The sequence below is a fragment of the Fodinicola feengrottensis genome (assembly GCF_039530045.1).
GTDB classification, from domain to species: Bacteria; Actinomycetota; Actinomycetes; order Mycobacteriales; family HKI-0501; genus Fodinicola; species Fodinicola feengrottensis.
Genome location: NZ_BAAANY010000005.1, coordinates 394630 through 421249 on the forward strand (window position 1 = coordinate 394630; position 26620 = coordinate 421249).

24 protein-coding genes and 1 tRNA gene are annotated in these 26620 nt (G+C 65.7%); 12 read left to right on the forward strand and 13 right to left on the reverse strand.

Annotated elements, in window-relative coordinates; all coding sequences use genetic code 11:
* Window positions 1-172 precede the first annotated feature (172 nt).
* Genes ABD301_RS08030 through ABD301_RS08040 form a run of 3 tightly spaced genes read left to right on the forward strand, consistent with a single transcriptional unit; the run spans window position 173 to window position 1566 of the window.
* Window positions 173-523: an ArsR/SmtB family transcription factor gene (locus ABD301_RS08030; protein WP_344308549.1), complete on the forward strand. Its 351-nt coding sequence runs from the start codon at window positions 173-175 to the stop codon at window positions 521-523.
* On the forward strand, window positions 520-987 hold the full coding sequence (locus tag ABD301_RS08035) for an SRPBCC family protein (RefSeq protein WP_344308551.1): 468 nt from the start codon (window positions 520-522) through the stop codon (window positions 985-987). Before ABD301_RS08030 ends, ABD301_RS08035 begins: the two co-directional genes overlap by 4 nt.
* A gap of 9 nt (window positions 988-996) precedes the next feature.
* Window positions 997-1566 (forward strand): TetR/AcrR family transcriptional regulator, encoded by a 570-nt coding sequence (locus tag ABD301_RS08040; RefSeq protein ID WP_344308553.1) that lies wholly within the window; start codon window positions 997-999, stop codon window positions 1564-1566.
* Here the strand turns inward: ABD301_RS08040 and ABD301_RS08045 are convergent, their stop codons facing one another.
* Together ABD301_RS08045 and ABD301_RS08050 are read right to left on the reverse strand one after the other, a co-directional pair.
* On the reverse strand, window positions 1567-3249 hold the full coding sequence (locus ABD301_RS08045) for a glycoside hydrolase family 3 protein (protein WP_344308555.1): 1683 nt from the start codon (window positions 3247-3249) through the stop codon (window positions 1567-1569).
* A 161-nt stretch (window positions 3250-3410) separates the two neighbouring features.
* Window positions 3411-4877, reverse strand: coding sequence for a PucR family transcriptional regulator (locus tag ABD301_RS08050; RefSeq protein ID WP_344308557.1), 1467 nt, complete (start codon window positions 4875-4877; stop codon window positions 3411-3413).
* 373 nt (window positions 4878-5250) lie between these two features.
* Between ABD301_RS08050 and ABD301_RS08055 the strand changes: the two genes are divergently transcribed.
* Genes ABD301_RS08055 through ABD301_RS08075 form a run of 5 tightly spaced genes read left to right on the forward strand, consistent with a single transcriptional unit; the run spans window position 5251 to window position 10593 of the window.
* The gene (locus ABD301_RS08055) at window positions 5251-6294 is read left to right on the forward strand and encodes an ABC transporter ATP-binding protein (RefSeq protein ID WP_344308559.1); all 1044 of its coding nucleotides are present in this window, start codon (window positions 5251-5253) and stop codon (window positions 6292-6294) included.
* On the forward strand, window positions 6291-7481 hold the full coding sequence (locus ABD301_RS08060; RefSeq protein ID WP_163566706.1) for an ABC transporter substrate-binding protein: 1191 nt from the start codon (window positions 6291-6293) through the stop codon (window positions 7479-7481). The genes ABD301_RS08055 and ABD301_RS08060 overlap by 4 nt, the downstream gene beginning before the upstream one ends.
* Window positions 7478-8338: an ABC transporter permease gene (locus ABD301_RS08065; RefSeq protein ID WP_344308561.1), complete on the forward strand. Its 861-nt coding sequence runs from the start codon at window positions 7478-7480 to the stop codon at window positions 8336-8338. Before ABD301_RS08060 ends, ABD301_RS08065 begins: the two co-directional genes overlap by 4 nt.
* A 9-nt stretch (window positions 8339-8347) precedes the next feature.
* Window positions 8348-9160, forward strand: coding sequence for an ABC transporter permease (locus ABD301_RS08070; RefSeq protein ID WP_163566574.1), 813 nt, complete (start codon window positions 8348-8350; stop codon window positions 9158-9160).
* A gap of 8 nt (window positions 9161-9168) precedes the next feature.
* The gene (locus tag ABD301_RS08075; protein ID WP_344308563.1) at window positions 9169-10593 is read left to right on the forward strand and encodes a gamma-aminobutyraldehyde dehydrogenase; all 1425 of its coding nucleotides are present in this window, start codon (window positions 9169-9171) and stop codon (window positions 10591-10593) included.
* A gap of 432 nt (window positions 10594-11025) precedes the next feature.
* Here the strand turns inward: ABD301_RS08075 and ABD301_RS08080 are convergent, their stop codons facing one another.
* A complete protein-coding gene (locus ABD301_RS08080; RefSeq protein ID WP_279578880.1) occupies window positions 11026-11511 on the reverse strand; it encodes an ArsR/SmtB family transcription factor in 486 nt (161 codons plus the stop codon).
* Window positions 11512-11568: 57 nt separating this feature from the next.
* Here ABD301_RS08080 and ABD301_RS08085 point away from each other — a divergent pair, with 57 nt between their 5' ends.
* Complete coding sequence (locus ABD301_RS08085) at window positions 11569-12435, forward strand: S41 family peptidase (protein WP_344308567.1); 867 nt, start codon at window positions 11569-11571, stop codon at window positions 12433-12435.
* Here ABD301_RS08085 and ABD301_RS08090 read toward each other — a convergent pair.
* From ABD301_RS08090 to ABD301_RS08130, 9 genes are all read right to left on the reverse strand, one after another.
* Window positions 12428-12922 (reverse strand): DUF3145 domain-containing protein, encoded by a 495-nt coding sequence (locus ABD301_RS08090; RefSeq protein WP_163566572.1) that lies wholly within the window; start codon window positions 12920-12922, stop codon window positions 12428-12430. The genes ABD301_RS08085 and ABD301_RS08090 overlap by 8 nt on opposite strands.
* Window positions 12923-13032: 110 nt before the next feature.
* Complete coding sequence (locus tag ABD301_RS08095) at window positions 13033-14418, reverse strand: MFS transporter (protein ID WP_344308569.1); 1386 nt, start codon at window positions 14416-14418, stop codon at window positions 13033-13035.
* Between the two features lie 10 nt (window positions 14419-14428).
* Entirely contained in the window at window positions 14429-15286 is an 858-nt protein-coding gene (locus tag ABD301_RS08100) for a YceI family protein (RefSeq protein ID WP_163566569.1), read from the reverse strand.
* Between the two features lie 19 nt (window positions 15287-15305).
* Window positions 15306-17969, reverse strand: a complete 2664-nt coding sequence (locus tag ABD301_RS08105) for an MFS transporter (protein ID WP_344308571.1) — start codon at window positions 17967-17969, stop codon at window positions 15306-15308.
* Window positions 17970-18006: 37 nt separating this feature from the next.
* Window positions 18007-18618 carry an acyl-CoA-like ligand-binding transcription factor gene (locus ABD301_RS08110; protein ID WP_163566565.1) on the reverse strand — a complete coding sequence of 204 codons (612 nt, stop codon included), beginning with the start codon at window positions 18616-18618 and terminating at the stop codon, window positions 18007-18009.
* 188 nt (window positions 18619-18806) lie between these two features.
* Complete coding sequence (locus ABD301_RS08115) at window positions 18807-19616, reverse strand: hypothetical protein (RefSeq protein WP_279578873.1); 810 nt, start codon at window positions 19614-19616, stop codon at window positions 18807-18809.
* 104 nt (window positions 19617-19720) lie between these two features.
* Entirely contained in the window at window positions 19721-20653 is a 933-nt protein-coding gene (locus tag ABD301_RS08120; RefSeq protein WP_344308574.1) for a DMT family transporter, read from the reverse strand.
* The gene (locus tag ABD301_RS08125) at window positions 20653-21942 is read right to left on the reverse strand and encodes an MFS transporter (protein WP_344308576.1); all 1290 of its coding nucleotides are present in this window, start codon (window positions 21940-21942) and stop codon (window positions 20653-20655) included. Before ABD301_RS08125 ends, ABD301_RS08120 begins: the two co-directional genes overlap by 1 nt.
* Before the next feature lie 15 nt (window positions 21943-21957).
* Window positions 21958-22278, reverse strand: a complete 321-nt coding sequence (locus ABD301_RS08130; RefSeq protein WP_344308578.1) for an L-rhamnose mutarotase — start codon at window positions 22276-22278, stop codon at window positions 21958-21960.
* Between the two features lie 70 nt (window positions 22279-22348).
* Between ABD301_RS08130 and ABD301_RS08135 the strand changes: the two genes are divergently transcribed.
* Window positions 22349-22425: transfer RNA gene (locus ABD301_RS08135), tRNA-Ile, on the forward strand.
* Window positions 22426-22493: 68 nt separating this feature from the next.
* On the forward strand, window positions 22494-23861 hold the full coding sequence (locus ABD301_RS08140) for a tyrosine-type recombinase/integrase (RefSeq protein WP_344308580.1): 1368 nt from the start codon (window positions 22494-22496) through the stop codon (window positions 23859-23861).
* Window positions 23862-23888: 27 nt separating this feature from the next.
* Here the strand turns inward: ABD301_RS08140 and ABD301_RS08145 are convergent, their stop codons facing one another.
* Complete coding sequence (locus tag ABD301_RS08145) at window positions 23889-26018, reverse strand: hypothetical protein (RefSeq protein ID WP_344308582.1); 2130 nt, start codon at window positions 26016-26018, stop codon at window positions 23889-23891.
* 263 nt (window positions 26019-26281) lie between these two features.
* Here ABD301_RS08145 and ABD301_RS08150 point away from each other — a divergent pair, with 263 nt between their 5' ends.
* Complete coding sequence (locus tag ABD301_RS08150; RefSeq protein WP_163566562.1) at window positions 26282-26602, forward strand: hypothetical protein; 321 nt, start codon at window positions 26282-26284, stop codon at window positions 26600-26602.
* Window positions 26603-26620: the final 18 nt, after the last annotated feature.

Here is a 26620-nt window from a genome sequence, read left to right on the forward strand (position 1 = left end):
TCTCGGCGGGCCGCCGATACTCTTTTCGCGGGGACTTCGCGATTAAGCGACTCCACACTCGCCGTGACGGCTTCGCCGACTCCCTCCGGTCGAAGCCGTCACGGCGACCTTCTTCTTGACAGGTAGGACACTTCCTACTTAATATCGGACCCCTCAAGCGAAAGGGGTTCGCATGCCGCAGCGGGCCAAGGACTCGGTCACCGACCGGGTGTTCGGGGCACTGGCGAACCCCACTCGGCGAGACGTGCTGGATCTGCTCCTGCGGGGTCCGCGGACGGTGGCCGACATCGCGGCCCGGTTCGACATGGCACGTCCCAGCGTTTCCGAGCACCTGAAGGTGTTGCGGGACTGCGGCCTGGTCGAAGAGCGCCGGGACGGCCGGTTTCGCTACTACGGCGTGGATGCGGGGCCGCTGCACGAGTTACAGGAGTGGCTCAGCCCGTACGAACGCTTCTGGCGCGACCGGCTGACCGCGATGGGCTCGGTTTTGGATGAGATAGCGGAAAACGAGGACGACACATGAGCGAGGACCTGACCACGATCCAGGTAGACCAGTTCTTTCCACACCCGGTCGAACGGGTCTGGCGGGTCCTCACCGTCCCGGAGCTGATGGCACGCTGGCTGATGCCCAACGACTTCGAGCCCCGAGTGGGGCACAAGTTCACCATGAAGACGCGCCCGGTCGACCAGGTCGAGTTCTCCGGCGACATCGCCTGCGAGGTCCTGGAGCTGGTGCCGCTGCGACGGCTGAGCATCAGCTGGCGGGGCGGGCAGGGCGTCAACACGCTGGACAGCACGGTGACCTGGGACCTGACGCCGGACGGCCGCGGCACCCGGGTGCTGCTGGAACACCGCGGCTTCGACCCGGACAACGCTACCCACCAGCTGTCCCGGCGGATCATGAACGGCGGTTGGCGCAGCCACGTGCAACGTGCCTTCAGCGCCGTTCTGGACGCCGACCGAGAGTATACCGACCAGTCGGTGTAGTATGCGACCGTGGCCCCCCGTCAGTACGAGAACGCCCGCGCGAAGATCCTGGACGCCGCCGTACGAGTCATCACCCGCGACGGCGTCAGTCGGCTGAGTGTCGACTTGGTGGCGGCCGAGGCCGGCATCAGCAAGGGCGGCTTTTTCTACCATTTCAAGACAAAGGTCAGCCTGCTCGGCGCCGTCGTGGAATACCTGCACGACGAGGTGGGCCGCACGATCGCCGAGCATGCCGGCGACGGGGACTGGCTCCGGCGCTACGTCGAGTGGGGCGTGCTGGCCGAGGGCGCGGACGCGGACCGGATGTCCGCGTTGCTGCGGGTGCTGTTACTTGCCGCCGACGACAATCCGGCCATTCTCGACGGTGCCCGCGCCGCCAACACTCGTACGATAGGGGCCGCGCTCGCGCAGGGCGCGGACGCCGGCACCGCGCTGGTCGTCCAGCTCACCCTCGACGGCCTCTGGCTCAACCAGGCACTGGGCACCCTGACCCTGGACCGCGCCGAACGCCTGTCCATCCGCGACAGCCTGTTCCGGTTGATCGACTCGACACCGTCCACAAAGGACACCCAACGGTGATCAGCAGGCGGTGGCGGGCAGGCCGGTGACCTTGACCGGGGACTGGCCGGGGGCTTTCGCCTTGCCGGCCAGCACGGCCGCGAGCGCCCGCATCGAGGCCGGCGCGGTGCCGTAGGTGGCCAGCAAGGTCTTGGAGCGAGCGGATCCCAGCAAGTACGGGGAATCCGTCGCGACCGTGACGTCGGCGGCTTGCAGGTCCGCCTTGGTGTCCCCGTACCCAGTCAGGAAAATCCGGCTCGTGCCGGTGGCCGACGTGGTGATGCCGTCGCTTTCCAGTGCCTTGCCCAGCGCGTCGCGAGCCTGCGACGATCCACCGGAGATGGCGACCGGTCCGGATACCAGTGGACCTGAGCAGTTGCCCTTGTAGAGGGTGATGCCAGCGGCGGCTGCCCGGTCCACCGGCGCCTGGTGAGCCGCGATGTCCACAGTGGACAGCGCTGGCTGCGCGGTGGCGCCTTCCTTGAGTTTCAGGGCGATGATCCGGGTCACCGACGCGTTCACCTGGGCCCGTGGCAGCCGGCCGGACTTGATCGCGGCCAGCAGCGCCTGCTGCGCGACCCCGAGGTTTTCCGGGGTCAACAACATGTCATTGCCAGCCAGGATGGCCAGCACGGCCGCCTCACCCTCGCCGTATTTCTTCGTCACCGGTGGCATCGTCATGGAGTCGGTGATGATGACGCCCTTGAAACCCAACTGGTTACGCAGAAGATCTGTCAGCACCTTGTGGCTGAGGGTGGCTGGCGTGCCCGGATCGATCGCCTCCGCGTCCAGGTGACCCGACATGATCATCGGCGCCCCCGCCGCGATGCCCGCCTGGAAGGGCGCGACATCGTTGGCCATCAGGGAAGCCTTGCTCTGCCGCAAAATCGGCAGACCCTCGTGACTGTCCACATTGGTGTGTCCGTGGCCCGGGAAATGTTTGAGAGTCGAGGCGATCCCGGCAGCGGAATAACCTCGTACGGCCGCGGCAACCTGTTCGCCGACGAGGGTGGGGTCGCTGCCGAAAGAACGCGAGCCGATGACGGTGTTGTCGGCGCCCTCGGTCACATCCGCGTCCGGCGCGAAGTCGGCGTTCAGGCCGAGCGCGCGCAACTCCTGACCGGACACCGCAGCGGCCGCTTCGGTCAGGGCCGGCTGGCCGGCCGCGCCGAACGCCATCTGAGCCGGCAGCAGCGTGACGCCGTCCCGGATCCTGGTGACCGAGCCGTGTTCCTGGTCCGTGCCGATCAGCAGCGGTACGCCGGCGGGCAGCTTCGTGGCGGCCGTCTGCAGGCCGGTAGTCAGCCGCAGGATCTGTGCTGGCGAGGTGACGTTGGAGGTCGGGTTGGTGTCCGCGGTCGGGTCGTCGCTGGCCTGCCGGACCAGCATCAACCCGCCCAGCCGGTATTTCGCGATCACCGCGGCCGGGGTGGCTACCCCGTACTTCGCGTTGTTTTCCTTGGCCGTGCTGGCCGAAACACTGGTCGCGTCCTGCCCGTAGACGAACGGCACCAGCAGTTGCCCGACCGCGTCCACATCGGACAGCCGGGACGCGATCGCGGCGGCACGCGCGTCCGGATCGGCGGGCAACGCGACGGACGGACTGACGGACGGGCCCGGTGCGCCACCCGGTTTCTGCCCGCAGCCGGCGACCACCAGCGCGCCGACCAACAACACCGCTGTGACCAGCACACTTCTTCGCATCGGACCAGTGTGGGACAGCCACCCAGCCGGGGCGCGCGGGGGTCCAGATTGTCGGTTAGTCATCGGGTCTTAAGACGTACGACCGCCGCCGCCGGTTGGGCGGGATCCTCGCGAAGGTGACGCTCTGGGGGCGACAAACAGGGCACCCTCCCGACAAGGGGTTACTCCGTGAGGCGGGCCGCGGTCAGGGCCAGCCAGAACTGCACCCGGTCGGCGGTGTCGGCGAGCGAGCGGTCGGTCAGCTTCTCGATCTGGGCGATCCGATAGCGGACCGTGTTGCGATGCAGGATCAGCCGCTGCGCGACCGTACCCACCGAGCCGTTCGCGTCCAGAAACGCCCGCAACGTGACGATCAGGGCGCCATCGTGAGCCGCGTCGAAGTCGACCAGCGGCCGCAACACATCCGCGGCCAGGTCGCGCAGCGGCACGTCTTCGCTGGCCAGGATCAGGCCGGAGAGGCTCATCGGAGCCCGTTCGTTGACGCCAAGCCCGCGGCTCGCGGCCTCCCGCGCCTCGTAATAGCTCCACCGCAGGCCGCTCACGCCGGCGTACCAGCCGCCGATCCCGATCCGGGCCTGCCCGCCGAGCTGACGAACCTGGCCATGCAGCAGGTGGGCGGCCTCGTCCGCGGGCTGGCCGGCCGGCAGCACCGCCACCAGGCTGCCGTCCACCACGGCGGTGACGACCTCGGGCAGCGGCAGGGGACTGTACGTGAGCCGGCGGATCAGCTCGGAGCCGCGCGGCTGCTCCTCGGGGATCGCCAGCACGATCGCGTGACTGCCCGCCGCCTGGATGCCATAAGTGCCCAGCCGCCGGTCGGCGTCGGCGGCCGTCACGGTCCCTCGTACCACATCGGCGAGCACCTGCCCGGCGAGCTGGCGCTGGCCGGACAGCACCGCCTGGCGGCGGGCCACCTCCAGGCCGACCAACGACACCGCGTAGGGCAGTACGTCCGCGGAGCGCCGCGTACATAAATAGGCCACCACGAAGTTCTCGACCTCGACCGGGTAGACGGTGAGGTCCTGCGTCGCGGCCGTACGGCTCAGCCGGCCGAGCTGCTCGACCGGCCAGGCGGCCTTGGCTGGCGCCGACGCAAGCACGGTGCCCTGCTGGTCGGCGACCATCACCGGCGCGTCGATCATCTGCCGCAGCGCGGCGACCAGCGCACCCATCCCCTGCCCGGACAGCAGCGCCCGGGCCAGCACGTCATGGTTGTCCAGAAGCCGTTGCACCCGGCCAAAATGCTCCCCCAGCACCCGATCGGCGACGAACCGGTCGACGGCGATGAACGGTGTTTCGTACGGCACCGCCAACACCACCATGCCGGCCGCGCGGGCCGCCTCCAGGGTGCCGGCCGGGACCTGCGGATGGCTCAGCCCGACGCCGAAACCGAGCGCGGCGATGTCCCGCTCGGCCAGCCGCCGGACGAACTCCCGCTGGCTCGCCGCGCCGCGTTGTCGCAGGCCGGTGGTCAGCACCAGCTCACCGCCGGTCAGGAACGGCCGCGGGTCGGCCAGCTCGGTGACGGCCACCCAGCGGACCGGCCTGGTCAGCGCGTCCGGCTCACCGCTGACCAGGCCGATGCCCAGGTCCGGCTCGGCCAACACGTCCCGAACGGTCAGCGCCATGGCCGCTAACTGTACGGATGCACAACGCGACTCGGCAATCATGGTGCAGGTGAACATTTACCCGGTATGTCGGGATTCTCTAGCGTGCCCAGCACATGGGCTGGCTGTGGGAGGCGGAATGCGGCAGGTCCCCGCACGCGTGGCCTGTCGGGCGGCCGCGCAGTTGCGGCCCGGCGCGTTCGACCGGGCCGCCAGCACCGACGCCCGCCGGATGACCGGCGAGTGCTGACCCGACTGGCCGCGGCGCGCTCATCCGGCGGCACCGTCGTGGGCGGGCAGGTCGTCGCTGGCCCGGCCGCCAGAGCCGCATGGCACTCGCTCGTACCACCGCTGCCACCGGCCATTGTGGACAGTCCCGACCCTGGAGTGGTCTATGCCAGAACCGTCCATCACGTTGCGAGGGCTACGCAAGACTTTCGACCGCACCGAGGCGGTCCGGGGCGTCGACCTGGACATCGCGGACGGCGAGTTCTTCTCGTTGCTCGGGCCGTCGGGTTCCGGGAAAACCACCGTGTTGCGGTTGATCGCCGGCTTCGAGCTGCCCACCTCCGGGCAGATTCTGTTGGACGGCAAGGATGTCAGCCGGACGGCGCCCTTCGACCGGGACGTGAACACGGTTTTCCAGGACTACGCACTCTTTCCGCATATGAGCGTGCTCGCCAACGTCGAGTACGGACTGAAGGTCAAGGGCGTTCGCAAAGCGGAACGCATCCAGCGCGCCGAGCAGGCTTTGGAGACCGTACGGCTGCCGCAGGTGGCGAGCCGTAAGCCGGCGCAGCTGTCCGGTGGGCAACGACAGCGGATCGCCCTCGCGCGCGCTTTGGTCAACCGCCCCAAAGTCCTGCTGCTGGACGAGCCGCTGGGCGCGCTGGACCTCAAGCTGCGGCAGGAAATGCAGATCGAACTGAAAAAGATCCAGCGCGAGGTCGGAATCACGTTCGTTTTCGTGACGCACGACCAGGAGGAGGCGCTGACCATGAGCGACCGGATCGCCGTACTGGCGGACGGCCGGATCGAGCAGGTCGGCACCCCGGTGCAGGTGTACGAGCGACCCGCCACCGATTTCGTGGCCGGTTTCGTCGGCACCGCCAACCTGACCACCGGCGCGGATTCCGTTGCCGTGCATGGCGTTGACGCCACCGTGAGCCTGCGACCGGAACGGATCCAGATCTCCTCGACGGTGGCTGCGGACGAACGCGGCGCCTCTGGTGTCGTCACGGATGTCGCTTACGTCGGCTCACAAATTCGCTTGGTCGTACGTCTGGACAGCGGGATCGACATGATCGTGGTCACCCCGAACACCGCGGCCCGCCAGCCAGCCGCGACCGGCGACCAGATCCGGCTGGCCTGGAAAGCCGAGCACGCCTTACGTGTTGGAGCAACAGAGTCCGTTTCCACCGAGGGGGAAGAAAAATGAATCGCCGCAAGCTCGCCATCCTGGTGACCTGTCTCGGGCTGGCCCTGGCCAGCGCCGGCTGCGGGTCGTCCGGCACCTCGGGAACCTCCGGCGCACCACCGAAAATCGCAGCCCTCGACAAGCTGGGCAAGCCCGAGGGCAGCGTCAATGTGATCGCCTGGGCCGGCTATGCGGAGGACGGCTCGAACGACCCGAAGGTCGACTGGGTGCACCCGTTCACCAAGGCGACCGGCTGCAAGGTCAACGTGAAGGTCGCCGGCACGTCCGACGAAATGGTCACGTTGATGAAAACCAACCAATATGACGTGGTGTCGGCGTCCGGCGACGCGAGCCTACGACTCGTCTACAGCGGCACGGTCGCACCGGTGAACACCGCACTGGTGCCCAATTACGCGACCATCTTCCCGTTCCTGAAGAACCGCGCGTGGAACTCGGTCGGTGGCACCGCGTACGGCGTCCCGCACGGCTGGGGCGCGAACCTGCTGCAATACAACACCGACGTGGTGAAGCCGGCGCCGACCTCGTGGAGCTCGGTGTTCGCGGCGAATTCCCCGTACAAGGGCAAAGTCACCGCGTACGACTCCCCCATCTATATCGCCGACGCGGCGCTTTACCTGATGAACACCAACAAAAGCCTCGGGATCAAGAATCCGTACGCGCTGGACGACAAGCAGTTCGCCGCCGCGGTCGCGCTTCTCAAGCAGCAGAAGGCGAACGTCGGCGAATACTGGTCGGACTACACGAAATCGGTGCAGTCGTTCGAGTCCGGCGGCTCGGTGCTCGGCACCACCTGGCAGGTCATCAACAACCTGATCACGTCCGACAAGAAGGTGAAGGTGAACGCGATCCTGCCGGCCGAGGGCTCCACCGGCTGGTCGGACACCTGGATGGTGGCGGCCAAGGCACCGCACCCGACCTGCGCGTACAAGTGGCTGGACTGGATCGTCTCGCCCTCGGTGAACGCTCAGGTCGCGACGTATTTCGGTGAGGCGCCAGCACAGTCCAAGGCCTGCGCGGAGGCGGGCATGGCCGCCGAATGCGCCACCTTCCACGCGGCGGACAAGCCGTACTCGGACAAGATCTGGTACTGGACGACCCCGACCGTGGCCTGCCTGGACGGTCGTACGGACACCAAGTGCGCCGACTACACCAAGTGGACCCAGGCCTGGACGGACATCAAGGGGTGAGGACGGCCACGCTTTCCCGGGTCCTCTACCGAAAACCGCTGCTGCGGCTCGGCTCGCTGCTGTCGTTGCCGTTGCTGTGGCTGGTGATCGCCTATCTCGGCTCGCTCGCGGCGATGTTCCTGACCGCCTTCTGGACCGTGGACGCCTTCACCGGCAACCCGGTTCCGGGATTTTCGCTGGGAAACTTCGGTTCGTTGTTCTCCGACCCGACGTATCTGGCGGTCGCCGCCCGCAGTCTCGGGGTGGCCGCCGGAGTCACCGTGATCGACGCGATCATCGCGCTGCCGTTGGCCTTCTTCATGGCGAAGGTGGCCTCGCCGCGGGCGCAGCGATTCCTGGTGGCCGCGGTGCTGACCCCGTTGTGGGCCAGTTACCTGGTGAAGGCGTACGCGTGGCGGGTGATGCTCGGCGGCTCCGGCGTGCTGGACTGGATGATCGGTGGTGGAAGTCAGTCCTATTACGGCCTGACCGCCACCACCGTGACCCTGGCGTATTTGTGGCTGCCGTACATGATCCTGCCGGTCTATGCGGGTCTGGAGCGCATTCCGAACTCGCTCATCGAGGCATCCAGCGACCTCGGCGCGAGCGCGTGGCGAACCTTTCGCTCCGTCATTCTGCCGCTGCTGTTCCCGGCCGTGGTGGCCGGTTCGATTTTCACCTTTTCGTTGACTCTGGGCGACTACATCACGGTGAAGATCGTCGGCGGCAAGTCGCAACTGTTCGCGAACGTCATTTACGACAACGTGGTGACCGCGGACAACCTGCCCTTCGCGGCGGCGGCCGGGCTGTTTCCGGTCGCCGTGATGGTCATCTACCTCGCGGCCGTCCGCCGGTCCGGCGCGCTGGACAACCTGTAGGAGCCGCAGATGATCCTGTCCAGGCGCGCCCGCATCCTTTTGTTCGTCGCGATGATGCTCGGCCTCGCGGTGATTTACGTGCCGTTGCTGGTGGTCGTGGTGAACTCGTTCAACTCGTCGCGGACTTTCGGCTGGCCGCCGAGCGGTTTCACCTTGGACTGGTGGGCTCGTACGATCGACAACGCCGGCATGCTGCAGGCGCTGCTCACCAGCGTCGAGGCCGGCATCGGCGCGACCGCGGTGGCGTTGGTGCTCGGCACGATGGCCGCTTTCGCCGTCCAGCGCTTCAAGTTCTTCGGCCGGGACACCATCTCACTGCTGGTCATCCTGCCGCTGGCGCTGCCGGGCGTGGTGACCGGAATAGCCCTCAACAACGCCTTTCGGGCCGTACTGCAGCCGTTCGGGATCTCGCTGAGCCTTTTCACGGTCATCGTCGGGCACGCTACCTTCTGCATTGTCATCGTCTACAACAACGTGCTGGCGCGGTTGCGCCGGCTGGGCGGATCACTGGAGGAGGCGTCGATGGATCTCGGAGCGGATGTCTTCCAAACCTTCCGATTCGTGACTTTTCCCTTGATCCGTACGGCTTTGCTCTCCGGTGGGCTGCTCGCTTTCGCGCTGTCCTTCGACGAGATCATCGTCACGACCTTCACCGCCGGACCGGGCGTGACCACGCTGCCGATCTGGATTTTCTCCAACCTCTTCCGGCCCAACCAGGCGCCGGTGATCAACGTGGTGGCCGCCGCGCTGGTGATCCTCTCGGTGCTGCCGGTGTGGCTGGCCACCCGGGTCGGCGGCGAGTCCGCCGGCGGCCGAATCTAAGGAGCACCATGCAGCTGCGGAACTTCGTCAACGGCGAGTACGTGGACAGTGCGGCCGGTCACCGGGCCGAGGTGATCGACCCGTCCACCGGTGCGGCGTACGGGTCGGCACCGGTGTCCGACACCGAGGACGTCGACCGCGCGATGAAGGCCGCCGACAACGCCTTCCAGACCTGGGGCGAGACCACCCCCGCCGAACGGCAGCTAGCGCTGCTGAAGTTGGCCGACGCACTGGAAAAGCGAGCTTCTGACTTCGTGGACACCGAGGTCCAGAACACCGGCAAGCCGCGCGCTTTGACGCTGTCGGAGGAAATCCCGCCGGCGGTGGACGCTCTGCGCTTTTTCGCCGGAGCGGCTCGCGTACTGGAAGGCCGTGCCGCGGGCGAATACCTGGCCGGCCACACGTCTTTCATCCGGCGCGAACCAATCGGGGTAGTCGCCCAGGTGACGCCATGGAACTATCCGCTTTTGATGGCGATCTGGAAAATCGCGCCGGCTTTGGCCGCCGGCAACACGATCGTCCTCAAGCCGAGCGACACCACGCCGGCGAGCACCCTGCTGCTGGCCGAGGTGGCTTCCGAATTTTTCCCCGCCGGCGTACTGAATGTCATCACCGGCGACCGGGACACCGGCCGCGCGCTGGTTTCGCACCCTACTCCGCAACTGGTCGCGATCACCGGGTCCGTACGCGCCGGCATCGAAGTCGCCGTCTCCGCCGCGAAAGACCTCAAGCGAGCACATCTGGAGTTGGGCGGCAAGGCGCCCGTGGTGATTTTCGACGACGCCGACATCGCGGCCGCCGCCGAAGGCATCGCGACCGCCGGCTATTTCAACGCCGGCCAGGACTGCACCGCGGCCACCCGAGTTTTGGCTGCCCCAGGCGTGCATGACGAGTTCGTCGCGGCCCTCGCCGAGCAGGCGCGGTCGACCCGTACCGGCCCGCCCAGCGACGAAGACGTGCTTTATGGTCCGCTCAACAACGCCAACCAATTGGCGCGAGTATCCGGTTTCGTGGACCGGCTCCCCGACCACGCGACCCTGACCGCCGGCGGCCACCGCGTCGGCACCGCCGGGTATTTCTACGAACCAACCGTGCTTTCCGGGCTGCGCCAGGACGACGAGGCGATCCAGTCCGAGATTTTTGGTCCGGTTATTACGGTCCAGCGCTTCAACGACGAAGATGAAGCCGTACGCTGGGCCAACGGCGTCGAATACGGCCTCGCGTCCAGCGTCTGGACGCACGACCACGGCCGGGCGATGCGGATGGCCAAACGGCTCGCTTTTGGCTGTGTCTGGATCAACACGCACATCCCGCTGGTCAGCGAGATGCCACACGGCGGCTTCCGGCACTCCGGCTACGGCAAGGACCTGTCCATGTACGGCTTGGAGGACTACACCCGCATCAAACACGTGATGAGCGCCATCGACAGCTAACACCCCTCGCAAAGAGGGACACCACGGAAATACCCGCTACGGCTCGAAACTGTCGTACCCCTTGATGAAATTGGCCCCCACCAAAATCGGGTGGGGGTGGGTTTGAGGACGCGCGTAGACGAAAATTTTGGCAAGTCCTGAGGTTTTTGGGACTAAAGGTGCTGGAGGGTTCGCTCGGCGGCTGTTGCATCGCTACATTTTGTTGATCTTGTTCACTTCGCCTACCCAAAAAGGATAATTCAGTCCAATGTCCGTTTTGGGTAGGCAAAGTAAACAAGATCAACAACGAATCTCGCTACCAGTAGCTACAAGCCCGCGACTGGGTGACGCTGCGTGTTGGGGGCTGCGGACGACTACGACAATCCACGCCGTAGCAGGTACTTCAGTGGATCCTGGCGAGGCGTACGGTCGCGACGACCCACCCATCGACGGTTACGGCTGCTGGTAAAGGCTCACGAGCACTCCATACCGAGGCTCACCGTCCCCGGCGTCTTCGGCCGTGTCCACCAGCCCCTCAAGCGCGTTCCGCAAACGCTCCGCCTGCGCGGCCGTCAGCCGAAGGTGTCGCAGGTTGAGCAGCGGTTCGACCGGAGCGATGCTCAGTTCCTGAGCGAACGCGGCCAACATCGCCGCGGTTGAGGTGGCTTCCGGGCTGAGCACTCGGATTCGCCGCGAACTGCGCTGGTAGTAGTGCTCGGTGCCGCCCCTGACCGTCCGCGTCTCAGCGATCCGCACCAGGCCGGCATCCCGCAGCACCTTCAGATGATGATCGACGTTTCCCTTGCGGGCCGACAAAATCTTCGCGAGCTGACTGATGGTCGCCGGTTGCTGTCCGAGCGCGAACAGCAGTCGCTGCCGGAACGAGTGCCCGAGCGCCTTGAACTGCTCGGGCGTGGTGATCTCCATTACTTCGTCCACTCATCAAGTGTCTGCAGTTCTTGACACTTTGTCAACCGGCATGCTGCACTGGGCCCCATGAAGAGCACCGACATCGTCGCCGAAACCGCCCGACTGGTCGCCGAGTATTACGTCTTTCCGGACATCGGCCAGAAAATCCACGACTTACTGGCATCGCGTACGTACGACGTGAGCACCCCGCTGGAGCTGTCCACGGCGGTCACCAAGGATCTGCAGTCGATCAACCAGGATCGCCACCTGCGGCTCAAGTTCCACGAGGACGAAATCCCCGATCTGCCATCGGACGAGATGGGAATGAACCTGATGGCCCGCGAGGCGGCGGTGACGATGAACGGCATCGGCCGGGTCGGGCTACTGGACGGCAATGTCGCGCACCTCGCCCTGCGCCCGGTCCTGTTCCCGCCGACCATCGCCGGCCCGGCGATCACCGCGGCGATGCAACTGGTCGCGTCAGCGGACGCGCTGATCCTGGACGTACGCGACCTGCGCGGCGGCGACCCGGAGACGGTGGCGCTGATCTGCGGCTACCTGTTCGACGAGTCGACGCACCTGATCACCATGTACGAGCGCGAGGGTGACCGGACCACGCAGTTCTGGAGCGCGCCTTACGTGCCCGGCGCCCGTTTCGGCGGGACCAAGCCGATCTTCGTCCTGACCAGCTCGACCACCTTCTCCGGCGGCGAGGAGCTGTCGTACGACCTACAGCAACACGGCCGGGCGACGCTCATCGGCGAGCGTACCGGCGGCGGCGCCCATCCCCGGGTCGGCTTCCGGCTGCACCCGCACCTGGAGGCGACCGTCCCGACCGCTCGCGGGGTGAGCCCCGTTTCGGGCACCAACTGGGAGGGCATCGGCGTGATCCCGGACGTGGAAGTCCCCGCCTCCGATGCCCTGCGCGTTGCCCACGAGCGAGCGCTTAGCTGACGCTCTGGGTAAGCCAGGTGACGGGGGCGCCGTCACCGGCATGGCGATAAGGCTCCAAGTCGATGTCCCACGACGTGCCGAGCAGCTTCTCCAGGCCGTGCGATAACGCGTCGGGAGTCGTCGCGGTGGCCATAAGTGCGCGCAGACGGTCCTCGCCTACCAAGATGTCGCCGGTCGCGCTCATCGTCGCCCGGAAGATGCCCCGACCCGGGACGTACGCGATCCGTTCGCCATCCACGCCAGGCGTCGGTTCCTCGGTGACCTCGAAACGGATCATCGGCCACTGGCGCAGCGCAGTAGCAAGAGTGCCGGCAGTGCCGGTCCGTGCGCTCCATTGGCACTCGGCCCGTTGCGTACTGGGGTCAGCCGGCTGAGCCGTCCACTCCAGACGTACGGGCACGCCAAGGACGCGCGAGATCGCCCACTCGACGTGCGGGCACACAGCCGACGGCGACGAGTGGACGTACAACACGCCACGAGCAGGCACGGTGACCTCCCGGTTGGTCGAGATGCGCCTTCCCCTGCGATCTACGACCCGCTGGCAGACCAGATACCTGTGATGCTGATGGTACGACAGTGCCGCCTGTTATGTGAAGGTCAGGGCCGCCGTCTCATAAGGACAGCGTCGATCAGCAGGATCGCGCCGATGATGGCGACCAACGCGCCCATCCGGTGCAACCCTGGATCGCTCGCCGGTCCGGCAAACACCAGCGCGATGGCGACCGCGGCGAAGTTGGCACCGACGTACTGGGACGTACGGAACAGCCCGGACGCCGACCCAGTCGCCTCCGCCGGCGCCGCCCGGTAAACAGACAGCTGGTTGCCCAGGCTGTTGAACCCGTTCGGCACCCCCAACACCGCGCTGATCAGCACCAACACCACGATCGGGGTGGCCGAGTGGACCGCCAGCGCGAGCGCCAGGCCGCCCACCAGCAGGCCCGCGGACCCGACCACCAGCAGCGGCCGTGGACCTTTCCGGTGGGCGATCCGGGTCGCGACCACGATCGTCAGCGCGCCCAGGGTCGCGATCGGCAGCACCACCAGACCGACCGCGGTCGGGTTCAGGTGCCGCGCCTGCTCCAGCCAGCCCGGCAAGCCGTAGAAGATCGCGTAGAACGCCGTGTACGTGAGAAGCGTGCGCACATAAGTGAGGGACAGGGCTTTGCTTCGTACGAGCAGACGCACGTCCACGAACGGCGTGGCGGCCCGGCGCTCCCACCACCCGAAGACCGCGAAGGCCGGCACGGCGACCGCCAACAGCGCCCACTGTGGCTGGTCGGCCAGCGACAGCAGAGTCAGCATCAAGGCCGTCATCGCGACACTGAAGATGATCAGCCCGGGCAGGTCGATCTCTCGTACGACCTGGCGCCAGCCGCCGATCTCGCGCGGCACGTCCGGCGGCACCATCCTGAGTACGCAGATGGCCGCGGCGAGCGTCATCGGGATGTTGACGAAGAAGATCGACTCCCACCCGAAGCCGCCAACCAGCACCCCACCGAGGCTCGGCCCGAGCGCCGCGGAGGTCTGCGCGAAGATCGACAGGATGCCGAGCGCACCAACCGCGGATGCTTTGCGCTGGTCCGCGATCCGGCGGATCATCGCCACCCCGGCCGGGAACTGGGCGCCGGTGCCGATGCCCAGCAGCACTCGCGCCGCGATCAGCCAGCCCAGGCTCGGCGAGAACGGCGCGAGCAGCGAGACGACCGCGACCAGCGCGAGCCCGGTCAGAAACACCTTGCGGGCGCCGAAAAGGTCGGCCAACTTCCCGGCCGTCGGCGCCGACACCGCGGTCGCGAGGTAGAGCCCGGAGACCAGCCACTGGGTCTGGCTGCCGGCGTGGAACGCGACCCCGATCTGCACCAGCGCGACCGCGATCATCGACGAGTTCAGCGGCTGCAGAAGCGTACCCAGCGCCACCGACGCACTGAACCGCTTCGGCAACCCTGGCCGTTGGTCGGTCTCCGCGCCGGTGGCAGCTGTCATCGGCGAGCGGCTACAGCGACGGTACGGTGTCGCCCTGGACCGCCTGGATGTCCATTTCCACTCGCAACGTCGTGCCCACCGCGTCGATGCCGGCGGCGAGGACCTGGTTGTACGTGATGGAGAAGTCGCCGCGGCGGAGTTCGCCAAGGGCTTTGACGCCGAGCCGGGTGTTTCCCCACGGGTCGACCCGCAGGCCGAGGTAGGTCAGCTCGAGCGTGACCATCTTCGTCACGTCCTTGATCGTCAGGTCGCCGGACAGCGCCCACTTCTCCGGACCCCGGGCGGTGAGCCCCAGGCCGCTGTACGTGATGGTCGGGAAACGGTCCACCGCGAGGAAATCGGCGGATCGCATGTGGTCGTCGCGCATCTTGTTGGCGGTGTCGATGCTGTCCGCCTCGATCACCGCGGTGACCGAGGACCGCTCCAGCGGCTCGGCGATCTGGATCGTCCCGGCGAAGGCGGTGAACCGGCCACTCACGCTGGTCAGGCCCATGTGCCTGGCGCTGACCAGAATGCTGGTGTGGGCCGGGTCGATGGTCCAGATGCCGGTGGCCGGCAGGTCCGCGCCGGGCAGCCGGGACAGCCGCAGGGTGCCCAGCTCGGCGGAGCCGCTCGCGGTCACCATCGCGGTGTGCGCGGACGGGGTGAAGCCGGGCGCGGTGAGGATCGCCGTGTACGTGCCGGGGTCCAGTCGGCCGGTGGCCACCACGCCGTCGCCGTCAGCCATCGCCCGCCCGACCTGGCGGCCGGCGGAATCGGTGACGGTCAGGATCGCGGTCGAGACCGCCCAGCCGTCGCTGGTCTGGATGGTCGCTCGTACGCCACCGGCCTGGCTGTGCGAGCGCATCTCGACCGGCTCCGTCGTCATCGGCTCTCCCTAAGGCTCATCAGTGCTCGTCATGACTCAGCAATACGTCGTGTTCGGTTTCCTTCCCGCCGTTCAGCGTGAGCATGCTGACCGACGGCGGGTAACCAGTCGCCACCACTGTGTAGTTGCCCTCCGGAAGATCCCCGAACTCATAACCGCCGTCTGGGCCAGTCATCGTCGCCGCGATCACGTTGCCGGCCTCGTCGACCAGCGTGACGCGAGCGTCCGCCAGCGGCTGCCGGCCCACGCCACCGTGGGCGTGGCCGCGCAGCCGGGCCGCGCCGGCGAACGACACGTCGTGCTGGGTCATGCCGCCCTCGGCCACCTCCACCAGGGCCGCGACCGGACGAAACCGGTCCGCGCTGATGGCTACCGTGTACGTCGCGGCGACCAGCTCGGAGAACGTGTACGCGCCGTCGGCGTCGGTCAGCTGCGATGCGACCACCTCGCCACGGCCATCAGCGATGGTGACGGTCGCGCCGGCGAGCGGGCCGCCGCCGGTCACCCGTACGACACCGGTCAGCCCGCTGGTGCCGATCAGCACCACTTCCAGGTGCGCCGGCACGTCACCGACCGAGACCAGGGTGGCCTGCGGCTGGTGCGAGGCGGCCCGAGCGATCAGCACATAGCTGCCCCGACCGGGAGTGGGCAGGTCGAAGGCGCCGTCCGGACCGCTGCGGCCGCGGCCCAACTGCCGGCCCGCGGAGTCGATCAGGGTGAGCACCGCGCCGGGAATCGGCGGCTGCCCCGCCCCGCCGCCACGGACATAGCCACGCACGGGTACGCCGCCGTTGGGCGCGCTGGTCGGGTACGCGTGCAGCGCCTCGGCCGCCACCGCGACCGGCGCCACCGCGAACGCCGGCTGTCCGTTCTGGGGTGAACCGCCGTTCTGCACGACGCCATTCTGGGCCATGGCCGATACCGGTAACACCGTGGTCGGCTCATTCGCGGCCGCCACGGCCACCAGTGGCCGTTCGGCCGGCAGCGGGCCGCTGTGCCGCCCGTTCGGCGGCACCCCACCGACCGCGGCACCGACCGGTGCGGCGGCGGCCAGCGGGCCGACCGCGGCCGGCGTCGAGCCGCCCGCCGGCTGCCCGGCGGCCGGCGATGCGGTACGCAGCGGGATCTGCTTGAGGAAGAACGAAAGAACGAATGCTACCCCGATAATCGGTACGAGATAGAGGAAAATCGGTGGCAGGACGTCGTTGTACGCCTTGACGATGCCATTTCCAATGACCGCCGGCAGCGCGTCGTGGACCAGCGTCGGTGTCAGGCTGTTGGTGTCCAGCGGATGCCCGGACTGGGCGAGCGCGTTCAGTGCGGCGGCCGGCACGTACTGCGGGATCTTGTCCGCCAGTTGGCTGGCCAGCAAGGTGCCCACCAGCGAGGCGCCGAGCGAGCCACCGATCTGCCGGAAATAGTTGGAAGACGAGGTGGCCGAGCCGAGTTCGTGGAATGGCACCGAATTCTGCACCATCAGGATCAGCGTGGGCATCACCATGCCCAGGCCGATGCCGACCACGAAGAAAAAGACGCTGTTCTCCAGGATCGTGTTGCTCTGGTCCAGACGCGACAGCAGAAAAAGCCCGACGCCGAGAATGGCCGTACCGACAATGGGAAAAGTCTTGTAGTGGCCCAGCCGGCTGATCAGCTGGCCGGAGCCGAGCGAGGCGATCAGCAGGCCGACGATCATCGGCAGCATCAGCAGGCCGGACACCGTCGCACTCTTGCCGTCGACCATTTGCAGGAAGGTCGGGACATAGCTGAGCGCGCCGAACATACAGACACCGAGAGCGACACCCATCACGCTGGTCAGCGCGAAGATGCTGTTCTTGAAGAGTTTCAGCGGCAGCATGGGCTCTTTGACGAGCGCCTCAGCAACGATGAACAGCGCCAGCAGCACTACCGAGCCGATCCCAAGGCCAATGATCTGGCCCGAGTCCCAGGCGTATTTCGTGCCACCCCAGCTGGTGATCAGCACAATGCAAGTACTGAAGCCGGCAAGCAGCGCGGCGCCGAAATAGTCGAGCTTGAAAGTGGCCTTGCGGCGCGGAAGTTTGAGGACGACCGCAGTGACGATCATCGCGATCACGCCGAGCGGGATGTTGATGTAGAAGCAGTAGCGCCAGGTGCCCTGCCCGAGGTCGGTCAGGAATCCACCGAGCAGCGGGCCGGCCACCGAGGCGACACCGAAAGCGCCACCGATCAGGCCCTGGTATTTACCGCGTTCGCGCGGCGAGACCATGTCGCCGATGATCGCCTGCGCACCGATCATCAGACCACCGCCACCAACACCTTGCAGCGCACGGAAAATGATCAGCTGGGTAATGTTCTGGGAGGCTCCGGACAATGCCGAGCCGACCAGGAAGATCACGATCGCCAGCTGGAAAAGCCATTTCCGGCCGATCAGGTCGCCGAGCTTGCCGTAGATGGGCAGCACGATCGTGGAGGCCAGCAAATACGCCGTGATCACCCATTGCAGGTCGGTCAGGCCATGCAGGTCGCCGACGATTTTGGGCAGTGCGGTGGAAACGATGGTCTGGTCGAGGGCGGCGAGCAGGACGACCAGCATCAAGGCGCCGACGACCGCTAACAGCTGCCGTTGTCCCAGTGGTTGTCCTGCGGTCGCCTGGTCGCGATGCTGCCCCGTTGCCGCATCACCGGCGTCGATGGTCGAACTCACCTTGTTACTCCCACAAATGCGATGTCGAAGCCGCGGATCATGCCAGCTCCTTACGGAATACCTCGAAAACCCCGTGTGTGTACGAGGCGAGCGACTCCTCGCGGTCGCCCGTACTCCACCGCTTCGCCGCTACCCGCATCGCGGTCACCGCGCAAGCGGCGACCAGCTCCGGATAGAAGTCCGGCCGCGGCGCCGGGCCCATGTTGCGGGCCACCGCCTCGGCCAGGCTCCGCTCGAAAGCGGCGAACTTCGCCAGCAACGCTGGCACCAGGGTCGGGAAACGCTCGAACATCTGCGCCTTGTGGCGTACATCGGGCTGGGTGCCGGTGTCCACCATGTGCAACAACACCGCTGAGGCACCGGCGATCGGTCCGTCGGCGGCGTGTTCGGCGAAGATGCGGTCCACCACGGCGTCCGGCGGCAGTGCCGGGCCGTCGCCGACCAGAGCGTCTTCCTTCGAGGGGAAATAGTTGAAGAAGGTACGCGTCGAGACGCCTACCTCCGCGCAGACGGCCTCGACGGTCAGCCCGTCCAGCCCATGCTGCTCGGCCAACCGCAGAGCGGTCTCCCTCAGTGCCTGCCTGGTGGCCTGCTTCTTTCGCTCACGCAGCCCAGGCACGTACATCCCCTCGCGTACCACGACACCCATGATTGCACGGCACGCAAGTTTTCACTAGCCGAAAGAATCTCATGGGGTACGCCTTACTCAAACTTGATCAACCGACCCACAGTCGGTCGACCACAAGCTACCCTCCGTCACCCCACAGACGTCCGCATGGCCCCCATACGTGCGGCGGACGCACGCATGGAGGCCATGCGGACAGAACCGGGTGACGATTAGTGGTTGACCTTGAACCAGGGTTGCGCCCAGCCCACGTAGGTCTGGCCCCAGGTGCTGCGGATCTCGGCGATGGTGGTCTGCGTGTACGTACCAGCGCCATGGATGTCGTTGGACAGGAAGTTGCCGCCGCCGATCGAGATCATCGTATGGCCGGCGCCGCCGTTGCTGAAGAAGGCGAGCCCGCCGGCCGGCACCGAGCTGTCACCGGGGTGCTTGTACGACGCCGGGATCTGCGTCCAGTGCACATAAGCGGTGGTCGAACCGCTCGCGCTCCAGCCGTACGCCCAGGCGTTGATGCGGTCGCAGTAGTTGTAGTAGTCCGGATTGTCATTGGTGTGCACGTGCGCCTTCGCCCAGGCCACCGCCGCACTGCAGGAGTTCGGGTCGCCAGTGCCGCTCGTCGAACAGCTCACCGTGGTGCCGGAGCAGTCCGGCGCGACCCGGTCGTCAGAGCCGGTGTAGACGTACGAGTCGGTGAGGTACCCGCCGAGCGCGGGCACGTGGTCCCAGATGTCGGTGGTGCCGTATTTGCCGGTCACCGTGTCGCCGCTGGCCTGGCAGTCGATCGTGACGGCGGTGCCGTCCGCGGCGCTGCCCACCGCGCTGGAGGTGGTGTGCGGCCCGGACCGAACCGTCACCGCGACACCGGTGTCGGTGTGCACCGTGCCGCTCGCGGCGAACGCCGGGCTGGCCCCCACCAGCACCAAAGCGGTGATCATCGCGACCGCGGCCGCTCCCCTGACCAGCAGTTTCCTTGCTGAGAGGGACACTTTCACGGCGTCCCGGAACCTGAGTTGCCCGTGCATGGCAGTCCTCCGCTCGTCGAGCAGCGCAGGGACAGCATGGCTACCGCAGATACAACCGACATACAGGCCGCCGATTGATGCCGCAAACAGCCCGTTTGGCCTGTTCAACCGGTGGCAGCCGGCTCGCGAACCGGCTCGGCGGCGACCACCGCTGGCTGCGCGCTCGTACGCTCATGCCAGCCCAGCGCCGTCACCGCGGCCACCACGAGCGCGACACCGATCCACTGGCTGATGGTGAACTGGGCGTGCAGAAACACCACACCAATAACCGCCGCGGTGAGCGGGAACGCCAGCTCGGCGAGCGTCGCGCGCGCTGCTGGAGTCCGCTGCAAGCCTCTGTAGTAGAGACTCAGCGCCAACAGTCCGGGGATCAGCGCCAACCCGGCCAGGCCGGGCACGTCGGCGAGCGCGACCGTGAACGGACCGCCGACGATCACCGCGATGACCAGGCTCGCCGGCAGCCCGACGGCGTACCGCAGCGTGGTCACGGTCGTCGGTGCGTACGCGACGCTCAGCCGCCGGCCCAGGACCGTGCCGGCGGCCCACAGCACGGCCGCGCCAATCGCCAACAGCGCCGCCTCAGCTCCCTTGAGTTGAATGTGCAGCGGATCGGCGAAAGCGATCAGCCACGTACCGATCAGCGCCGGCACGGCGAAAAACCAGAACCGGCCGCGAATCCGCTCGCCGAGGAACAGTCGGGCCGCCAGAATCGCGATCAACGGCTGAAGTTTCTGCAGAACCAGCGGAGTCAGCGGGTCTCCGCCGCCGAATGCCAGCGTGAACAGCCAGGTCGCGAGCGCCGACGAGCCGGCGCCGACCGCGAGCGCGCACCACCGCTCGACCGCCGACATCGCTTTGAAGGCACGGAAAGCTCGCGGCAGCCACGGGATCAGTACGAGAACCACGATCGCGTGCTCTGCCACCACGATGACCGTCGCCGGCAACGAGTGCGTCAACGGCAGCCGGAGCAGCGCGTCCGTGCCCCACAGCGCCGCACCCAGCGCCACCAGCCAGGTCAGATCACCAGCTTTGGACATCACACCCGCGCCGTTCGGGGCCTATTACCCAACGCGAAGGCGCCCAGCGCACCCACCACCATGACCAGCCCAATCGTCACGAGGCCCCATTTCGCGGAGCCGAAGAGGTCCGTCATCCAACCGACCCAGTACGGGCCGAGGAAGCCGGACAGGTTGCCGATGGTGTTCACGGTCGCGATGCCCGCGGCCGCCGCGGCGCCGGTCAGGAAGGCGCTGGGCAGGCCCCAGAAACCCGGAAATGACATGAGTACGCCCAAAGTGCAGACACACAGGCCCGCGTATCCCAGCCAGGGCAGGCCAGTCAGGAACGCCGACGCGGTGAGCGCCACGCCACCAACCAGCATCGGCACCGCCGTACCGACCGCGTATCGGCCGGTGCGGTCGCAATACCGCCCCCACAAGATCATCGCCACAATCCCTATCGCGTACGGAACAGCCGTCAGCAACGACACCTGCAGGTTGCTGGAAATTCCCAGGCTCTTCTTGATGATCTGCGGCAGCCAGAACCCGATCCCGTACAAACCGAACACAGTGGCGAAGTAAATCAACGAAAGCGCCAGCACCCGCGGCTTCACGATGGCTTGCAGGACGGTCATGTGATGCCGGGCACGTGTCTTCGCGTCCTCGGCGTCCAGCCGCGTGACGAGCCAGTTCCGCTGGTCGTCGGTCAGCCATTTGGCGCGCCTGGGCGTGCTGGGCAACAGGAAAACCACCAGAATGCCGACGATCACCGTCGGCACTCCTTCCAGCACGAAGAGCCACCGCCAACCGTCGAGTCCAGCGATTTTGTCCAGGCCAAGCAGCAATCCGCCCAGCGGCGCCCCGACGGCGGTGGAAATCGCGATCGAGGACATGAAAAAGGCCACCGCGCGGCCCCGGTAGCTGGCCGGGAACCAGTACGTCAAATAGAGAATGATGCCGGGGAAGAAGCCGGCCTCGGCGATGCCGAGCACAATCCGTACGACATAAAGGCTGACAGGGCCCTGGATCGCGGCCATCACGACCGCCACCACGCCCCAGCTCACCATGATGCGGGCGATCCAGAGTCGCGCGCCGACCCGGTGCAGGATCAGGTTGCTGGGGATTTCGAACAGAAAGTAGCCGATGAAGAACAGGCCGGCACCCAGGCCGTACTCGGCGGCGGTCAGCCCGAGGCTCTTGTTCATCGTCAGCGAGGCGATGCTGATGTTCGTACGGTCCAAATAGGACAGGAAATAGCAGAGCATCAGGAAAGGAATAAGGCGCCTGCCCACCACCTGCATGGTGGAGCGCTCAAGGTCTTCGGTCATGACTCGCCCTCTGCCTCAGTCAAGGTGGAAGTACTCGGAGAGGACGTGCATGCCCTCATCTGGCCGCCGGCCGTCCAGCCCGATGAAGAACTCCCCCATCTCGGCCTGCCAGCGCCCGTTGACCTCGGTCTTCTCCATCGCGGCCAGCGCCTGCTCGAAGTCATCGGTCTCGACGTACCCCACCACGAGCCCGTCATCGTCAATGAACAGCGAGTAGTTTTGCCAGCCAGCCCGCGACAAAGCAGCCACCATCTCTGGCCACACCCGCTCGTGCCGCTCCCGGTACTCCGCCATCCGATCCGGTCGCACCCGCAGCAGAAAACAAACCCTCGGCACACCGCTCCTCTCGCCGTCACTTCGCCGCGTACGATGTCACAGGCTTGATCAGATGTCACCGAGGCGGCCAGGGGCGGTAGCTCAGATGGTTAGAGCAGCAGACTCATAATCTGTCGGTCGTGGGTTCGAGCCCCACCCGCCCCACCAGCCCAAACACCGCGACACGCAACGCCGCGTGACATGGAACGTGACATGAAACCGTCTACGCTTGGTGCATGCCACGTCGAACGCGCCCCCGCGGGAACATCACAACTCTTCCCAGCGGTGCCTTGAGAGTTCGCGTTTACGCTGGGGTCGACCCGGTTACAGGCAGTGAGCACTACTTCCAGGAGACGGTTTCCGCCGGACCGGACGCGCAGAAGATCGCAGAGAAGATGCTGAACCGAGTCGTCAACCAGGTGCTGGAGGGGCGAGCGCCGAAGACAAAGGCAACCATCAACCAGTTGATCGAGAAGTACGTCGAGGTCGCCGACTGGGAGGAAACCACCAGGCGTACCAATCGCGGCTTGATCGACAACCACATCTCTCCACTGATCGGCGCGAGGCCGCTGGCCGCCATCGAGAACGACTCCGAGATCATCGACTCCTTCTACGCCTCGCTGCGAAAATGCAAGGTCCACTGCAACGGTCGCGCACTGAAGGATCACCGTACGCGTGGTGAGCACAAGTGTGATGAGCACATAGGAAGCCCTTGCAAACCTCCGCAACCGGAGACGTGCAAAGCATGCCGACGGAAATGCCTGCCGCATCGATGCACACCGATGTCAGCGTCGGCTGTACGTCAGATCCACTGGATTCTGAGCGGCGCCTTTCAAAAGGCACGCAGGTGGAAATGGGTGACGGTTAACCCGATGGACACCGCCGAACCTCCTCCCCCGCCGCCGCCAAACCCAGAAGCACCCTCAACTGCCGACGCCGCATCGCTCGTGACCGCCTCCTTCAAGGATCCCGACTGGGGTGCTTTCGTATGGACAGCAATGACATCCGGTGCCCGTCGAGGCGAGTTGTGCGCAATCCATTGGGGACCAAAGGAGGTGTGGACCGAGGACAAATCTGAGGGCCGCAAGAGGCGCGTGCCGAGCTACCTCGACCTCGACAACGGCGTACTCGTGATCCGTACGAGCATCGCGCATAGGAAAGGGGGCAGGTTTGAGAAGCTGAACAAGACACATCAGCGGCGTCGAATCGCGCTCGACACCGAGACAATCGAGGTGCTCCGCGAACTACGCGCGCGGTCCGAGAAACGCGCCAAGGCCCTCGACATGACGTTGCCGCCGGACGCGTACGTATTCTCTCTCGCGGTAGACGGCTCCGCTCCCCCGCTGCCTGACACCGCAACGCAACGCTTCGACCGACTCGCCAAGCGCCTCGGTATCGACAGCCACCTGCATCAGCTGCGCCACTACAGCACGACCGAGCTGATCACCTCTGGTGTGGATCCCAGCACCGTCGGCGGCCGCCTTGGTCACTCCGGGGGAGGTACGACGACCCTTCGCATCTACACGGCCTGGGTATCGGAGGTTGATCAGCGTGCAGCATCGACTCTCTCCGCACGAATGCCAAAACGACCGCAGACGAGCTGAGTAGCGTTGTGGGCTATCTCCTCCGACTTACCTAACGGTGACTACGAGATCACAGGACGGCGATTCTGCGGCCGCTAGGTCGCGACTCCGGACCACCACGCGAAGATTCCGGGACAGCTGAATGCCTGAAGAAGCTCGACGAGTTCGCTTCTTGGCCCGCCGCGTAGACTGCGGTTCCGCGCAACGCTTTATCGCCTTCCGGACCAGGTCCCACCTGGTTGACGGCAGAGCGAAGACATCTGTGATCAAGCCGTGCCAACGTGTTGGCTCGTCGCGAAGAACATCGTCAAGCGCCGCAAGGACCTCCACAGGCACACCACTCGTGGGACGAGCGGGTGGCTCGCGATCCCCGTCAGAGTGAACGAACGTGTAATAGTCGTTCACTGTTTGAGAGGACATGCTCAACAGCGCGAGCTCGCCAGGCTCGTTCTGTATGGGCGTGATGCGATGTTCGCACCAGTGGCCGAGTGCGTCAGCCTCCACGAAGACCCTTGGCGAACCGATCCTATTGACCTGGGCACGCGTTTCAGCATAGGCGTAGAATTCGGCACTATTACGCAAAATATCGGTTACTAAGGTCAGATCGGCAAGGTTCACCAACCATGTCCCCTCCACAGGAACACCCGCCCGTTTTCCTCCGTCGGGCATGTGCGTCGCGAAGGGGTCCACACGGTCAAGTGTGACGATCATGGAGGCAATGTGTGGCGAGTTTGGAATGGAGATGCGCCGTTTGTTCTTGTCTTTCAAGTCAACGGCGCCCGCTCGGAGATGCGCTATAGACCGAGCATTCTGGTCCAGGGCTTTGTCCACGAACTCTTGGCTCTTCTTCTTGACACGTTCAGGCGCTCCTCGGCGTGCTGGGTCTGTAAATCGTCCCCCCTTCGCCTCCACTACTAGGCTGCATCCACGTGACGCGACGAGAACGTCAATATCAGGTCGTCCATCACCAGGGTAAGTGACGGCAGCGTGGACATCGTCTTCACCGAAGATTCCGGCCAATGCCTGCTGTGTAAGGCGCTCGCACGCCGTCTGCCTTTCACGATCGAAGCTTTTGATCATTAAAGGTTCTCGTTGGCATACCTCTGCAGCCCAGTCCAGTGCGACGTGGATAAAATCGTCTGGCACAGCCCAGAGACAGCGGCCATCCGGAAGTGCAATGATCGACCGCCGACGCAACGTGTTGGTGTCGTGCATTCCGGTCAGCTCTTGCTGGCTACCCAGATGAGTGGTCAAGGCCGCCACCAACCGTGCGACTTCGGCGCTCGCAAGGCCCGCGCGTTCAACGATGACACCAACGAGATCCTCCTCGACCGGCGCAGAACCGAACGTCGCCAGCGCCCCTGTACGGCAAGCCAAGTGCCACACCAAGGTGTTGCGATCGACATCCCGAGGAATGGAACCGAACGCGTTCTCACACTCTTGTGCTGCTCGTAGGCGCCGTTCAGTCAGTACCGAACCGTAAGCATCGGCAGCCATCAACGCGTCCCCAAGCGAGAAGCCCAAGGCCGCACGTGATTTATCCTCAAGTGGATCCGTGATGGAGGTGAAGATTGGCCGCAATTGTGCTGGATAGCCAAGCATCCGATCAAATCGTTGCTCGAAGTCCAACAGATGACGAGTGCCGGCCTGTGAGTCCGAAGCGCCTTTCAGCAGCACCTGGCCATCTCCCACGCGTCTTTCAGCAATCGCATACTCGCGCAGTAAATTATCCATTTCATACAAAGACTGAGGTGAATCGTCAGATCCAAGACGCGCGACGACCTCATCTGGCTGCATTGCAGTCACCAAGCCACCATAGAACTCGAGCACTGCATCCAAGCCAAAAACGGTTGGGCCAGGCATGATTCGCCGCATTCCAGCAAGTGTCACCAAACGGCTGTACAGCAGTAATGGATCTGCATCACTCGCGCACGCCGAGATCTCAGCGAGCAGCCGTGGACGGCGTTCCTGAGCATCGGTCAACTCACGCAGTACCGACCGCTGCACGTCAGCAAGGTCAGCATCTCCTGGACGACGAAAAGTGCGGATAGCACCTGTCACCGTCGGCTCGATGTCTATGATCGCGGACCCCAGATAGGGGTTGGGCGTGTCATCGGCAGCCGTTCTGGCAGCTTGTCTTGCCCTGCTACGCGAGCGGTTATTTGCCATCAGACTCATCAGCGGAGGGGCGTGTCATACGGACAGCATCGAGTATGCCTCAGTCCGGGGCGCTTCTTGCTGCTGGCGATGTGTGTATGACTGATCGTCACCCTACGCATTCACCTCGTGGCAAACTGTCCGCTATGCCGGACGAAAGTCTCGAAGAGTCCTTCGCCCGGCTCCAGCGTGTCTACAACCGAGGTCGCGATCAACTCCTGGCACCTGAACGCCAAGATTGGACGAGACGCTGCGCCAGCGACGCCCAGCGGCATGTCCCCTGGGTGTGGTCGGAACGGCAGAAGCTATGGATTCAGGAGCAGTGCATCTCGGCGCTGGTTGTCACCGACCAGGACGGCAGCAACGAGCTACGCCTTATGACCGCCAGCGGCCGAGGCGGCAGCATCCCCGAAGCCGTACTGCCGCATCTGGAGATCTACGGCGCCCAGGTGGTGTCCAAGGATCGGGAACGCAAACACGCCGAGGTTCGTGGCATCGACTGGGCCGACCGTACCAACCGACGGGTAGTCGCCATCGGGGCTGGCCTGGACGTTTGCTATGACTGTGAGTGCGCCACGAGGCGCTGCTGTATCGGATGGGGGTGAGAGACCATCCATCTCTTC

Coding starts and splice junctions, on each gene's coding strand:
- ABD301_RS08070 (WP_163566574.1), top strand. CDS start 8,348: ATGATCCTGTCCAGGCGCGCCCGCATCCTTTTGTTCGTCGCGATGATG.
- ABD301_RS08120 (WP_344308574.1), bottom strand. CDS start 20,653: ATGTCCAAAGCTGGTGATCTGACCTGGCTGGTGGCGCTGGGTGCGGCG.
- ABD301_RS08060 (WP_163566706.1), top strand. CDS start 6,291: ATGAATCGCCGCAAGCTCGCCATCCTGGTGACCTGTCTCGGGCTGGCC.
- ABD301_RS08110 (WP_163566565.1), bottom strand. CDS start 18,618: ATGGGTGTCGTGGTACGCGAGGGGATGTACGTGCCTGGGCTGCGTGAG.
- ABD301_RS08100 (WP_163566569.1), bottom strand. CDS start 15,286: ATGACGACGGAGCCGGTCGAGATGCGCTCGCACAGCCAGGCCGGTGGC.
- ABD301_RS08140 (WP_344308580.1), top strand. CDS start 22,494: ATGCCACGTCGAACGCGCCCCCGCGGGAACATCACAACTCTTCCCAGC.
- ABD301_RS08030 (WP_344308549.1), top strand. CDS start 173: ATGCCGCAGCGGGCCAAGGACTCGGTCACCGACCGGGTGTTCGGGGCA.
- ABD301_RS08095 (WP_344308569.1), bottom strand. CDS start 14,418: ATGACAGCTGCCACCGGCGCGGAGACCGACCAACGGCCAGGGTTGCCG.
- ABD301_RS08045 (WP_344308555.1), bottom strand. CDS start 3,249: ATGCGAAGAAGTGTGCTGGTCACAGCGGTGTTGTTGGTCGGCGCGCTG.
- ABD301_RS08050 (WP_344308557.1), bottom strand. CDS start 4,877: ATGGCGCTGACCGTTCGGGACGTGTTGGCCGAGCCGGACCTGGGCATC.
- ABD301_RS08085 (WP_344308567.1), top strand. CDS start 11,569: ATGAAGAGCACCGACATCGTCGCCGAAACCGCCCGACTGGTCGCCGAG.
- ABD301_RS08145 (WP_344308582.1), bottom strand. CDS start 26,018: ATGAGTCTGATGGCAAATAACCGCTCGCGTAGCAGGGCAAGACAAGCT.
- ABD301_RS08075 (WP_344308563.1), top strand. CDS start 9,169: ATGCAGCTGCGGAACTTCGTCAACGGCGAGTACGTGGACAGTGCGGCC.
- ABD301_RS08125 (WP_344308576.1), bottom strand. CDS start 21,942: ATGACCGAAGACCTTGAGCGCTCCACCATGCAGGTGGTGGGCAGGCGC.
- ABD301_RS08115 (WP_279578873.1), bottom strand. CDS start 19,616: ATGCACGGGCAACTCAGGTTCCGGGACGCCGTGAAAGTGTCCCTCTCA.
- ABD301_RS08035 (WP_344308551.1), top strand. CDS start 520: ATGAGCGAGGACCTGACCACGATCCAGGTAGACCAGTTCTTTCCACAC.
- ABD301_RS08055 (WP_344308559.1), top strand. CDS start 5,251: ATGCCAGAACCGTCCATCACGTTGCGAGGGCTACGCAAGACTTTCGAC.